Below are 12,673 nucleotides of genomic sequence, written 5' to 3' on the forward strand. Positions count from 1 at the left end.
CCGGGGCAGGTCCTTCCGCAGGGGCGTTCCGGGGTGCCGGAACGCGGGCTCACTCCTCGACGGTCAGCCCCTTCCGGAGCTTGACCAGGGTCCGGGAGAGCAGCCGGGAGACGTGCATCTGCGAGATGCCGAGCTCTTCACCGATCTCCGACTGCGTCAGGTTGGAGACGAAGCGCAGGGAGAGGATCGTACGGTCGCGCAGGGGCAGCGCGGCGATGAGCGGCTTCAGGGACTCGACGTACTCGATGCCCTCGATGCCGTGGTCCTCGTAACCGATACGGTCCGCGAGGGCCCCGTCGGCGCCGTCGTCGTGGTCGTCGTGCTTGGCGTCCAGCGAACTCGCGGTGTACGCGTTGCTCGCGGCCATGCCCTCGACGACCTCGTCCCTGGTGAGGCCGAGGCGCTCGGCGAGCTCGGCGACCGTGGGCGCGCGGTCCAGCTTCTGGGCCAGCTCGTCGCCCGCCTTGGCGAGGTCGAGCCGGAGCTCCTGGAGCCGGCGCGGCACGCGCACCGACCAGCTGGTGTCACGGAAGAAGCGCTTGATCTCGCCGATGATGGTGGGCATCGCGAAGGTGGGGAACTCCACCCCGCGGCTCAGCTCGAAGCGGTCGATCGCCTTGATCAGGCCGATGGTGCCGACCTGGACGATGTCCTCCATGGGCTCGCTGCGCGAGCGGAACCGGCCGGCGGCGAACTTCACCAGGGCCAGGTTGAGTTCGACGAGGGTGTTGCGGACGTACGCGTACTCGTGGGTGCCCTCCTCGAGGGCCTCCAGCCGCGCGAAGAGCGTCTTCGAGAGAGCCCTCGCGTCCAGCGCGCCGATTTCGGCGTAGTGGGGGATCTCGGGAAGTTCTTCGAGCCCCTCGAACTCCTCGCCCGAGAACTCGTCGTCGGGGGCCGGAGCGGTGGTGCGGGTGCTGGTGCGCTGGCCGGGAACGGCGCTCGCCACAGCGGAGTCGGAATCGGTCGGTCCCTGAGGACATGCCGACGTCGCGATGTGGGTACGCGATACGTCGAGCCGGGGTGACATGGTTCTCCTCCATCGTTCTCGGCATATGGCTGCCGATGCCCATACGTGTTCCTGCGGTGAAGCGGCGCCTCCGAAGCCGATCGAGTCCTGTGATGATGTCCCTCTACCCTTACCCGGTCCCGACCGGGAGTTACAAGTGCCAAATACGCCTGTATGTCCGGTTTGTTGAGTTCTTCGACTACCGTGTGGCGAGGGAAACGCGTAATGTTTCAGGCACGTCGAGGGCATCCACGATGACAACCGCGGGCATACGATGCCGCGGACGGTGAGGGACGGCGAAGAGGGGCGGCATGGACCGCGGGACGGTCGGCAGTGCGAACCGGGGTCGGCTACAGGTCGATGTCCGGACAGAGGGCGGCAGCGAGGTCGTGACGCCGGTGGGTGAGCTCGATCACCACACCGCCGATCTGCTGCGCGAGCCGCTGGAGAGCGCGCTCGATCAAGGACGTACACGTCTGGTGGTCGACTGCTCACGCCTCGAGTTCTGTGACTCCACCGGGCTCAACGTGCTGCTCGGCGCGCGCCTGACGGCGGAGGCAGCCGGGGGAGGGGTTCACTTGGCCGGAATGCAGCCCGTGGTGGCTCGCGTCTTCGAGATCACGGGGGCGGAGGCGGTCTTCACCGTCCACGCCTCGCTCGAAGAGGCTCTCAGCAGCTGACGGCGGCGCTCTCCATGCGTCTTCCCCGTATCAGGCACCTCCCTTTTCGCACGTATCACGCTCATGGCGTAGGCGAAGTGGGTGTTGTCACCATTCAGCCGGGCAGGAGAGACCCCGTCGGGGTCTTGGAGCCCGCACACTCTGTATCTGATCAGTATCTGTTCGATGGCAACACACGGTGAATCGGTGAGGTGAAGCGCTGATGAGCACCACCCGGCAACATCCGCCGGGCGGCCTCGGCCGCGAGCCGGAAGGCACAGGCACCGCCTCTGCCGCGCCCGCTGATCGGCAATGGCGCACGCTCTCGCTGAGAGAGGCCACCGGCATCGTGCCCATGGCCCGTGACTTCGCCCGGCAGGCGCTCCACGAGTGGGGCTGGCTGCCCGCCTCCGGCGCCGACCGGCGGGCCGCCGCCGAAGACGTCCTCCTGGTGGTCTCCGAGCTCGTCACGAACGCCTGCCTGCACGCGGACGGCCCCGAAGAGCTGCGGATCGCCTTCTCCTCGAAGGTGCTCCGGGTCGAGGTCGTCGACCGCGGAGCGGGCCAGCCCGCGCCGCGCACCCCGCACCGCGCGGGGCGGCCCGGAGGGCACGGCATGTTCATCGTGCAGCGGCTCTGTCTGGACTGGGGCGTGACGCGCACGCCCGAACAGCCCGGCAAGACCGTCTGGGCGGAGCTGGCGGCACCCGCGTAGCTCCCGCTCACCTCGTTTCCGTACGCCACGACGACTCAGGGCCCGCACCGATCGGTGCGGGCCCTGAGTCGTCGTGGCGGGGTCCGTGTCAGCGGACGTCGCCCATGAGCTCCTTGACCTTGCCGCGGTACGAGAAGACCGCGACACCGGCGACGACCGCGAGGGCCGCCTGGAGGGCCACCACCCCGGTGCCGTTCAGCTCGACACCGGCGAGGGAGAGCAGACCCGTGGTGCAGTCACCCGCGGTCACGGCCAGGAACCAGACACCCATCATCTGGCTGGCGTACTTGGCCGGTGCCATCTTCGTCGTGACCGAGAGTCCGACCGGGGACAGCGTCAGCTCACCGACGGTCTGGACGAAGTAGATCGCGACGAGCCACATCGCGGCGGCCTTGTGGCCGTCGCCCGCGATCGTCAGCGGCGCCAGGAAGAGGAAGAACGACGCACCGACCAGCACCAGACCGGAGCTGAACTTCACGACCGTGCTCGGCTCCTTGCCCCGCCGGTTCAGCGCCAGCCAGAAGGCGGCGAAGACCGGGGCCAGCGCCATGATCAGAACCGGGTTGACCGACTGGTACCAGGAGACCGGGAAGTCCCAGCCGAGGACCGAGTTCTCCGCGGAGGAGTCGGCGAAGATCGCCAGGGTCGAACCGCCCTGGTCGTAGATCATCCAGAAGATGGCGGCGGCGACGAAGAACCAGATGTAACCGGACATCTTCTTCTGCTCGGTCTGGCTGAGCTCCTTGTCGCGCTTGATGCGCACGAGGACCATGACCGGGATGACCAGGCCGGCGATCGTGATCGGGACCAGCAGCCAGTTCAGCGTGTAGACGCCGGTGACGACGGTGCCGATGTAGAAGACGGCCGCGATGCCCAGCCAGATCATCGACTTGCGCAGCGTGGACGCGCGCTCGTCGGCGGAGAGCGGCTTCGGCACGACCAGGCTGCGCTCGTTCAGGTGGCGGGTGCCGAGCAGGAACTGGGCGACACCGAGTCCCATGCCGAGCGCGGCCAGGGCGAAGCCCAGGTGCCAGTTCACGTTCTCACCGACGGTGCCGATGATCAGCGGAGCGGCGAAGGCACCCATGTTGATGCCCATGTAGAAGATCGTGAAGCCACCGTCACGGCGCGGGTCGTCCGGGCCGTCGTAGAGGTGACCGACCATCGTGGAGATGTTCGACTTCAGGAGGCCCGAACCGATGGCGACCAGGCCGAGACCGGCGAAGAAGGTGCCCTCGGACGGCAGTGCCAGCGTCAGGTGGCCGAGCATGATGACGCCGCCCGCGATGGCGACGGTCTTGCGGGGGCCCCAGACGCGGTCGCCGAACCAGCCGCCGGGCATGGCGAGCAGGTACACCAGCGACAGGTAGACGGAGTAGATCGCCGTGGCCGTGGCGGGGTTCATGTGAAGCCCGTTGGGAGCGATCAGGTAGAGCGGGAGAAGGGCGCGCATGCCGTAGTAGCTGAAGCGCTCCCACATCTCCGTCATGAAGAGTGTGGCCAGGCCGCGGGGGTGGCCGAAGAAGGTCTTCTCGGTGCCGGTGGAACTGGCCGAGTCCTTCGTCAGGCTGGACGCCATGGTCGATCCTTGCTGGTCGGGACGCGTCGCCTCGTGAGCGTGCGCGCCCGGTGGGGGGTAGCCGGCACCGGTGCGGAGACGCCCCACCCCCGACGCCTCGAGGAGTTTCGATCCGGCCACGGCTCCGTACGGAGTCTCGAGGGCGGGATCGCGGGACCGACCGCTCCGGGATCCACGCCCGGCGCGCGTCCTCGCGCTCCGGGCCCGGCCCACAGGTCATTCACTGATCGGGGCCGGTGGAAACCGGCCCGTACACAAAAGTGACCCTTGGCGCGAAACGCTGCCCAAAGGCCCTTCGGTGGTGCAACAGGCGTCGAGCAACCATACGACACGACACACACCGATATGGAAGGACTTGAGAGATGGATCACAGGTTCCGATGGAACCAAGGTCGCATATTCAAAGGCGGATGACCGATTCGTGGCCCTGAGCCGCAGGGCCTGTCCAGGGCCTCACTCCGGCGGTCCCGCGCGGACTACCATCACTGCATGACCCGTGTACTGCTCGCCGAGGACGACGCATCCATCTCGGAGCCACTGGCCCGCGCCCTGCGTCGGGAGGGCTACGAGGTCGAGGTCCGCGAGGACGGTCCGACCGCGCTCGACGCCGGACTCCAGGGCGGCATCGACCTCGTCGTGCTGGACCTGGGGCTCCCCGGGATGGACGGCCTGGAGGTCGCCAGGCGGCTGAGGGCGGACGGCCACGCCGTGCCGATCCTGGTGCTGACCGCCCGGGCCGACGAGGTCGACACGGTCGTCGGCCTGGACGCGGGGGCCGACGACTACGTCACCAAGCCCTTCCGTCTGGCCGAGCTGCTCGCCCGGGTCCGCGCCCTGCTGCGCCGCGGCGCCACGGAGCCCGCCCCGCAGCCCGCCACCCACGGCGTCAGGATCGACGTCGAGTCCCACCGTGCCTGGATGGGCGACGAGGAACTCCAGCTCACCGCCAAGGAGTTCGACCTCCTGCGCGTCCTCGTCCGGGACGCCGGCCGGGTCGTCACCCGCGACCAGTTGATGCGCGAGGTCTGGGACACCACCTGGTGGTCCTCCACCAAGACGCTGGACATGCACATCTCCTGGCTCCGCAAGAAGCTCGGCGACGACGCCGCCAATCCGCGTTACATCGCCACCGTCCGGGGCGTCGGCTTCCGGTTCGAGAAGAGCTGACGTACAGAGACAGTCATGCGCCGCCGACTGATCAATTCCACCCTCGCCGTGGTGCTCGTGGTGATCGCCGTCTTCGGCGTCTCGCTCGTCATCGTCGAGACCCGCACCATCAGCAACAGCGCCCAGGAGAGCGTCGACTCCGAGGCGTTCCGGCTGATCAGCGTCGTCGAGAGCCGGCTGCTCGGCGCCGAGCGGATCACTCCGCAGGTCCTGGCCGAGCAGGTCGACCCCAGCCGTTACGCCCGCGTCGAGATCCCCGGGCGGGCTCCCATCGAGGTCGGCGACCGCCCCACGGACAGCGTCATCCGCAGCACCGAGACGGGCGAGCAGGGCGAGAAGGTCACCGTCGAGGAGTCCCGCTCCGCGGTGACCCGTGAGGTCGGCAGGACCCTGCTGATCATCGGAGCCGTGGCGCTGCTCGCCATCGTCTCCGCCGTCCTCCTCGCCGTGCGCCAGGCCAACCGGCTGACCTCCCCGCTCACCGACCTCGCCGAGACGGCCGAGCGCCTCGGATCGGGCGACCCGCGCCCCCGGCACAAGCGGTACGGGGTGGCCGAGCTGGACCGCGTCGCCGACGTCCTGGACTCCTCCGCCGAGCGCATCGCCCGGATGCTGACCGCCGAACGGCGTCTCGCCGCGGACGCCTCGCACCAGCTCCGTACGCCGCTCACCGCGCTCTCCATGCGCATCGAGGAGATCTCCGTCACCGACGACCCGGACACGGTGAAGGAGGAGGCGAACATCGCGCTCACCCAGGTCGAGCGCCTCACGGACGTCGTGCAGCGGCTGCTGACGAACTCCCGCGACCCGCGCACCGGGTCCGCCGTCGTCTTCGACCTCGACGAGGTCGTCAAGCAGCAGATCGAGGAGTGGCGTCCGGCCTACCGCAGCGCCGGCCGCGCCGTCGTCTGCTCGGGGAAGAACGGACTGGAGGCCGTCGGCACCCCGGGCGCCGTCGCACAGGTACTCGCCGCGCTGATCGAGAACTCACTGATGCACGGAGGCGGCACGGTGGCGCTGCGCACCCGCGTGACCGGCAACCAGGTCGTCGTCGAGGTCACGGACGAGGGGCCCGGTGTTCCCGCCGACCTGGGGGCGCGGATCTTCGAGCGGACCATCAGCGGCCGCAACTCCACCGGCATCGGCCTCGCCGTGGCCCGGGACCTCGCCGAGGCCGACGGGGGCCGGCTCGAACTGCTCCAGCAGCAGCCCCCGGTCTTCGCCCTCTTCCTCAGCCGGGTCGCACCGAGCCGCAAGGACTCCGCACGCCCGGTGCGCTGATACGCCGTACGCCCGGCGGACGCGGGGTCAGCGGGGCACAGGGCCCGGAGTCACCTCTTCGGCCGACCGCCGCTGCTCCAGAAACCGTTCCGCGCTGAGCACGGCCTCCTTGGCGGGGAGGGCCCGGAACACCCAGGTGCGGTAGGACCAGAAGCGGAACAGGGTGGCGATCCCGATGCCGAGGATCTTGAAGACGTTGCTCTGCACCGGGCTGTTCCATCCGAAGCCGTACGTCGCCAGATAGAGGACGCCCGTCTCGATCACCGCTCCGACGGCGCTGAACAGCAGGAACAGCATCAGCTCCCGGGTCCGGCCGCTCTTGTCGCGGTCCCGGTAGGTCCAGTAACGGAATCCGACGTAGTTGAAGAGGATGGCGACGACGGTCCCCATCAGCCCGGCCCGCACCACCGGGATGTCCGTGGTACGCCAGATCAGGTTGGACACGACGATGTTGACGACCAGCCCGAGGGCGCCGACCGCGCCGAACTTGGCGACCTCCCGGGCCAGCAGATCAAGCCGGGTCCGCAGTGCGCCCCGTTCGCTCATGGTGATCGCTCAGCCCCGTCCGGTCGGTTTCGTCAACCCGGCCATGCTAACCAGCCCTCCCGTGTGATGCCCCGTGAGCCGACGGGCCCGTATGAGCGGGGCGCCTCCGCCCCGGGGCGGAGGCGCCCCGGAGAGGGTGAGGGGAGCTCCCGGCCGCCCGATACCCTGGAGTGGTGACGTTTCCTGTAGTCGGCATGGTCGGTGGCGGTCAGCTCGCCCGAATGACCCACGAGGCGGGTATCCCCCTCGGCCTGAAATTCAAGCTCCTCAGTGACACTCCCCAGGATTCGGCCGCCCAGGTGGTCGGTGAGGTCGTCGTCGGCGACTACCGCGACCTGGAGACGCTACGGGCCTTCGCCCGCGGCTGCGACGTGATCACCTTCGACCACGAGCACGTGCCGACCGAGCACCTGCGGGCCCTGGAGGCCGACGGGATTCCCGTCCGCCCCGGCCCCGACGCTCTCGTGCACGCCCAGGACAAGGGGGTGATGCGCGCCAAGCTCACGGAGATCGGCGCGCCCTGCCCCCGCCACCGCATCGTCGCGGACCCGGCGGACGCCGCCGCCTTCGCCGAGGAGGTGGGCGGCTTCCCCGTCATCCTGAAGACGGTCCGGGGAGGGTACGACGGCAAGGGCGTGTGGGTGGTCCGCTCCGAGGCGGACGCCGCCGAGCCCTTCCGGGCCGGTGTCGCCGTCCTCGCCGAGGAGAAGGTCGACTTCACGCGGGAGCTGGCGGCCAACATCGTCCGTTCGCCGCACGGCCAGGCCGTCGCCTACCCGGTCGTCGAGTCCATCCAGGTCGGCGGGGTCTGCGACACCGTCATCGCCCCGGCACCGGACCTGGACGAACGCCTCGCCGGCGAGGCCCAGCAGCTCGCCCTGCGGATAGCCGACGAGCTGGGCGTGGTGGGACACCTCGCGGTCGAGCTCTTCGAGACGCGGGGACCCGACGGGAAGCCCGGCATCCTCGTCAACGAGCTCGCGATGCGCCCCCACAACTCCGGGCACTGGACCCAGGACGGCGCCGTCACCTCCCAGTTCGCCAACCACGTGCGGGCCGTCCTGGACCTCCCGCTCGGCGATCCGCGTCCCCGCGCGCCCTGGACGGTCATGTGCAACGTCCTCGGCGGCGACTACCCGGACATGTACCAGGCGTATCTGCACTGCATGGCCCGCGACCCGCAGCTCAAGATCCACATGTACGGCAAGGACGTGAAGCCCGGCCGCAAGGTCGGCCACGTCAACACCTACGGCGACGACCTGGCGGACGTGCGGGAGCGCGCCCGGCACGCGGCCGACTACCTGCGAGGAACGATCACCGAATGACCGCACAAGGCTCCGCCCCCGTCGTCGGCATCGTGATGGGCTCGGACTCCGACTGGCCCGTGATGGAAGCGGCGGCCAAGGCCCTCGACGAGTTCGAGATCCCCTACGAGGTCGACGTCGTCTCCGCGCACCGCATGCCGCGCGAGATGATCGCCTACGGCGAGCGGGCCGCGGACCGCGGCCTCAAGGCCGTCATCGCGGGCGCGGGGGGAGCCGCGCACCTCCCGGGGATGCTGGCCTCGGTCACCCCGCTGCCGGTGATCGGCGTACCGGTGCCGCTGAAGTACCTCGACGGCATGGACAGCCTGCTGTCCATCGTCCAGATGCCGGCCGGGGTCCCCGTCGCCACCGTCTCGGTCGGCGGAGCCCGTAACGCGGGGCTGCTCGCCGCCCGCATCCTCGCCGTCCACGACAGCGCTCTGCTGGAGCGGATGAAGGAGTTCCAGCAGGAGCTCAACGACCAGGCGACGGAGAAGGGCAAGCGGCTGCGCGCCAAGACCCAGGGCGCGGACTCCTTCGGCTTCGGGAAGTAGGCCACCGGTGAGCGACAACCTGGACCGCGCCCGGCTGCTCCTCGCCGGCCACCCCGTCGTCGACGGTCACAACGACCTCCCCTGGGCCCTGCGCGAGCAGGTCGGATACGACCTGGACGCACGCGACATCGCCCGGGACCAGACCGGATCCCTGCACACCGACATCCCGCGGCTGCGGGCCGGCGGTGTGGGCGCGCAGTTCTGGTCCGTCTACGTCCCGCCGCATCTGGCCGGCGACGACGCGGTGAGTGCCACGCTGGAGCAGATCGACGTGGTCGCCGAGATGCTGGAGCGCTATCCGGACGACCTGCGGCGCGCGCTCACGGCCGACGACATGGAGAAGGCCCGCGCCGAAGGCCGGATCGCCTCCCTGATGGGGGCCGAGGGCGGTCACTCCATCAACAACTCGCTGGGCACCCTGCGCGCCCTGCACACCCTCGGCGTCCGCTACATGACGCTCACCCACAACGACAACACCGACTGGGCGGACTCGGCGACCGACTCCCCGCGCGTCGGAGGGCTGTCGGAGTTCGGCCGCGAGGTCGTACGCGAGATGAACCGCATCGGCATGCTGGTCGACCTCTCCCACGTGGCGGCCACCACCATGCGCGACGCGCTCGCCACCTCCGTGGCGCCGGTGATCTTCTCGCACTCCTCCGCGCGGGCGGTCTGCGACCACCCGCGCAACATCCCCGACGACGTGCTGCGGATGCTCGCGGCCAACGGGGGAGTGGCCATGGCGACGTTCGTCCCCAAGTTCGTCCTGCCCGCCGCCGTCGAGTGGACGCTCGCCGCCGACCGCAACATGCGGGAGCACGGGCTGCACCACCTGGACACCACGCCGGCCGCCATGCGGATCCACGCGGACTTCGAGGCGCTCAACCCGCGCCCGATGGCCACCGTGGCGACGATCGCCGACCATCTCGACCACATGCGTGAGATCGCGGGGATCGATCACATCGGCATCGGCGGTGACTACGACGGCACGGCGTTCCTCCCGCTGGAGCTGGAGGACGTCTCGGGCTACCCGTATCTGATCGCCGAGCTGCTGACGCGTGGCTGGTCGGAGAGCGACGTGGCCAAGCTGACCTGGCAGAACGCGGTCCGGGTCCTGCGTGAGGCGGAAGCGGTGGCCCGCGACCTGAGTGTGCGCGTCGGCCCGTCGCACGCGACGATCGAGGAGCTGGACGGCCCGGCGCACTGACTCCTTCGCGACACACGGCGACACACCGGACGACGGCGGGCCGGCAGGGGCTGACACAGCCCCTGCCGGCCCGCCGTCCTCCGGTTCCTAGCAGGCGCAGAGACAGAACGGGTGCCCTGCCGGGTCGGCGTACACGCGCCATGAGCGCGTGGGGGGACCCGCCTCCAGGAGCGTCGCCCCCAGCTTCAGCACCTCCCGCTCCGCCGCGTCCAGGTCCTCCACCGTCAGATCCAGATGGAACTGCTGCGAGCCCTCGGCCTGCGGCCACTGCGGCGCGACGTGACCGGGCGCGGCCTGGAAGGCCAGCTTCGCCCCGTCCTCCGTCCGCAGGTCGACCCAGCGCTCGCCGTCGTGCTCGGGCTCCCCGCCGAGCACCTGGGCGTAGAAAGCGGCCAGGGCGGCGGGGTCGGGGCAGTCCAGGACGACGGTGCCCAGTGCGGCGACGGTCATGACGTCTCCTCTTCCGATCGGAACAGCGAGAGGGCTCGGCACACCGCCATCACCCCCACGGTTACCCGTTGAGGCTCTCAGGCGGTAACCGTTACTGCATGCTCCCGCATAGCCGGTAACCTCGCAACCATGAATGAGAAGGCGGCTGCCCCGGGCGGACTCGCCCTGGTCGAGAGCCTGGTCAACACGCTGGACTTCGAGACCGGCGCGGATGCCCTCGGTACGGAGGAGGGGCGGGCGGCGTTCGGTCTGGCCGAGGCGGACGTGCCCGGCGCGCTGCTCCTGCGCGAGGCGCTGCGCGCCGTCTGCCTCGCGCATGCCGGGCACCGCCAGGAAGGCTCTCCGGTGCCCGCGCTCGACGGGCTCCTCGCCGCCGCACCGCTCAGGGTCACGGTGGACGCCGCCGGTGCCGCGGCGCTGCGGCCCCTCGCTGAGCCCGCCGGGCTGACGGACCGGGTCGCCGCGGCGATCGCGCAGGCCACGGCGGACGGCAGCTGGGCGCGGCTCAAGGCGTGCGAGGCCGAGGACTGCCGCTGGGCCTACTACGACCGCAGCCCTGCGGGGCGTCGCCGCTGGTGCTCGATGTCGGTGTGCGGGGCCCGTGCCAAGATGCGTGCCTACCGTGCCCGGCGGGACGCGGAGCAGGGCTGAGGCGGTGCCGGGCCGTGGGCCGGGAGGTCAGGCCTTCGGGCGGCCCATCGCGCGGTACGTCCACCCGGCCTCACGCCACACCAGCGGGTCCAGGGCGTTGCGCCCGTCCAGGATGATCCGCCTGCCCACGGCCTCGCCGAGCGAGACCACGTCCAGCTCGCGGAACTCCCGCCACTCCGTCAGGTGCAGCACCACGTCCGCACCGCGCACCGCGTCCAGCGCCGTGTCCGCGTAGCCCAGCGTCGGGAAGAGGCGGCGGGCGTTGTCCATGCCCTTCGGGTCGAAGACGGTGACCTGGCCGCCCTGGAGGTGGATCTGCCCCGCCACGTTCAGGGCCGGGGAGTCGCGTACGTCGTCCGAGTCCGGCTTGAACGTCGCGCCCAGCACCGCCACGCGCTTGCCCAGGAAGGAGTCACCGCCGACTGCTTCGCGCGCCAGCTCGACCATGTGACCGCGGCGCCGCATGTTGATCGAGTCGACCTCGCGCAGGAAGGTCAGCGCCTGGTCCGCGCCCAGCTCGCCGGCCCGCGCCATGAACGCCCGGATGTCCTTCGGCAGGCAGCCGCCGCCGAACCCGACCCCGGCCCGCAGGAACTTCTTGCCGATCCGCTCGTCGTGGCCCAGCGCCTCCGCCAGCTTCACCACGTCACCGTCGGCGGCCTCGCAGACCTCCGCCATCGCGTTGATGAACGAGATCTTGGTGGCGAGGAAGGAGTTGGCCGACGTCTTCACCAGCTCCGCCGTCGGGAAGTCGGTCACCACGAACGGCGACCCCTCGCCGATCGGGCCCGCGTACACCTCGCGCAGCAGCTTCTCGGCGCGCTCGCTGCGTACGCCGACCACGAGCCGGTCGGGGTGCAGGGTGTCGTTCACGGCGAAACCCTCGCGCAGGAACTCCGGGTTCCAGGCGAGTTCCGCGTCGGCGCCCGCCGGGGCCAGCTCCGCGAGCCGGTCCGCGAGCCGCGCGGCCGAGCCCACCGGCACGGTGGACTTGCCGACCACCAGTGCGGGGCGCGTCAGCTGCGGGGCCAGCGACTCGAAGGCGCTGTCCACATAGCTCATGTCGCAGGCGTACTCGCCGTGCTTCTGGGGGGTGTTCACGCAGACGAAGTGCACGTCGCCGAAGTCGCCCACCTCCTCCCAGGAGGTGGTGAACCGCAGCCGGCCGGTGGACCCCTCGATGCCCGCGACATGCTTGCGCAGGAGCTCTTCCAGCCCCGGCTCGTACATCGGCACCTTGCCCGCCGAGAGCATCTCGATCTTCTCGGGCACGACATCCAGTCCGAGGACCTCGAAGCCGAGCTCCGCCATGGCCGCTGCATGGGTGGCGCCGAGGTAGCCGGTGCCGATCACGGTGATCTTGAGGGCCATAGGTGCTCCTGAACGAGGCGGACGACGTGCGGAGCCGAGCATATCCGGGCCCTCCGACGCCGGATTTCCGGCCGTCCCACACCCGCCCGGGAGGCCGGTCACCAGGCCTTTCCGGGACTCTCGCGCCCGTGGTCCACGGGCTGTCGGCAAGGTCACGTGCCCCGCCCGTATGCCTTCGTGAGTC

13 protein-coding genes are annotated in these 12,673 nt (G+C 70.2%); 8 read left to right on the forward strand and 5 right to left on the reverse strand.

Going from position 1 to position 12,673, the window contains the following annotated elements:
• Window positions 1–49: 49 nt before the first annotated feature.
• Window positions 50–1,030 carry an RNA polymerase sigma factor SigF gene (locus tag ABZY45_RS22855; RefSeq protein WP_356742458.1) on the reverse strand — a complete coding sequence of 327 codons (981 nt, stop codon included), beginning with the start codon at window positions 1,028–1,030 and terminating at the stop codon, window positions 50–52.
• Between the two features lie 290 nt (window positions 1,031–1,320).
• Between ABZY45_RS22855 and ABZY45_RS22860 the strand changes: the two genes are divergently transcribed.
• Window positions 1,321–1,689 carry an STAS domain-containing protein gene (locus ABZY45_RS22860; protein WP_356742460.1) on the forward strand — a complete coding sequence of 123 codons (369 nt, stop codon included), beginning with the start codon at window positions 1,321–1,323 and terminating at the stop codon, window positions 1,687–1,689.
• A gap of 202 nt (window positions 1,690–1,891) precedes the next feature.
• A complete protein-coding gene (locus tag ABZY45_RS22865; RefSeq protein ID WP_356742462.1) occupies window positions 1,892–2,383 on the forward strand; it encodes an ATP-binding protein in 492 nt (163 codons plus the stop codon).
• Window positions 2,384–2,471: 88 nt separating this feature from the next.
• Here the strand turns inward: ABZY45_RS22865 and ABZY45_RS22870 are convergent, their stop codons facing one another.
• Window positions 2,472–3,962 (reverse strand): oligopeptide:H+ symporter, encoded by a 1,491-nt coding sequence (locus tag ABZY45_RS22870; protein WP_356742464.1) that lies wholly within the window; start codon window positions 3,960–3,962, stop codon window positions 2,472–2,474.
• 488 nt (window positions 3,963–4,450) lie between these two features.
• Between ABZY45_RS22870 and ABZY45_RS22875 the strand changes: the two genes are divergently transcribed.
• Entirely contained in the window at window positions 4,451–5,128 is a 678-nt protein-coding gene (locus ABZY45_RS22875; protein WP_099177243.1) for a response regulator transcription factor, read from the forward strand.
• 15 nt (window positions 5,129–5,143) lie between these two features.
• Window positions 5,144–6,409 carry an ATP-binding protein gene (locus tag ABZY45_RS22880; RefSeq protein ID WP_356742466.1) on the forward strand — a complete coding sequence of 422 codons (1,266 nt, stop codon included), beginning with the start codon at window positions 5,144–5,146 and terminating at the stop codon, window positions 6,407–6,409.
• 27 nt (window positions 6,410–6,436) lie between these two features.
• Here the strand turns inward: ABZY45_RS22880 and ABZY45_RS22885 are convergent, their stop codons facing one another.
• A complete protein-coding gene (locus tag ABZY45_RS22885) occupies window positions 6,437–6,955 on the reverse strand; it encodes a GtrA family protein (RefSeq protein ID WP_356742468.1) in 519 nt (172 codons plus the stop codon).
• A gap of 173 nt (window positions 6,956–7,128) precedes the next feature.
• Between ABZY45_RS22885 and ABZY45_RS22890 the strand changes: the two genes are divergently transcribed.
• From ABZY45_RS22890 to ABZY45_RS22900, 3 genes are read left to right on the forward strand one after another with little or no spacing between them, the layout of a single operon-like run.
• Window positions 7,129–8,280 (forward strand): 5-(carboxyamino)imidazole ribonucleotide synthase, encoded by a 1,152-nt coding sequence (locus tag ABZY45_RS22890; RefSeq protein ID WP_356742470.1) that lies wholly within the window; start codon window positions 7,129–7,131, stop codon window positions 8,278–8,280.
• Window positions 8,277–8,813 carry a 5-(carboxyamino)imidazole ribonucleotide mutase gene (gene purE, locus ABZY45_RS22895; RefSeq protein ID WP_356742473.1) on the forward strand — a complete coding sequence of 179 codons (537 nt, stop codon included), beginning with the start codon at window positions 8,277–8,279 and terminating at the stop codon, window positions 8,811–8,813. The genes ABZY45_RS22890 and purE overlap by 4 nt, the downstream gene beginning before the upstream one ends.
• 7 nt (window positions 8,814–8,820) lie before the next feature.
• Window positions 8,821–10,017, forward strand: coding sequence for a dipeptidase (locus tag ABZY45_RS22900; RefSeq protein ID WP_356742474.1), 1,197 nt, complete (start codon window positions 8,821–8,823; stop codon window positions 10,015–10,017).
• Between the two features lie 87 nt (window positions 10,018–10,104).
• Here the strand turns inward: ABZY45_RS22900 and ABZY45_RS22905 are convergent, their stop codons facing one another.
• Entirely contained in the window at window positions 10,105–10,467 is a 363-nt protein-coding gene (locus tag ABZY45_RS22905; RefSeq protein WP_356742475.1) for a VOC family protein, read from the reverse strand.
• Between the two features lie 129 nt (window positions 10,468–10,596).
• On the opposite strand from ABZY45_RS22905, the gene ABZY45_RS22910 reads away from it, so the two are divergent.
• Entirely contained in the window at window positions 10,597–11,118 is a 522-nt protein-coding gene (locus tag ABZY45_RS22910; protein ID WP_356742477.1) for a CGNR zinc finger domain-containing protein, read from the forward strand.
• Window positions 11,119–11,145: 27 nt separating this feature from the next.
• Here ABZY45_RS22910 and ABZY45_RS22915 read toward each other — a convergent pair whose 3' ends face one another.
• Complete coding sequence (locus ABZY45_RS22915) at window positions 11,146–12,489, reverse strand: UDP-glucose/GDP-mannose dehydrogenase family protein (protein WP_356742478.1); 1,344 nt, start codon at window positions 12,487–12,489, stop codon at window positions 11,146–11,148.
• Window positions 12,490–12,673 lie beyond the last annotated feature (184 nt).

It is taken from the genome of Streptomyces sp. NPDC006516 (assembly GCF_040611875.1).
Lineage (GTDB): Bacteria > Actinomycetota > Actinomycetes > Streptomycetales > Streptomycetaceae > Streptomyces.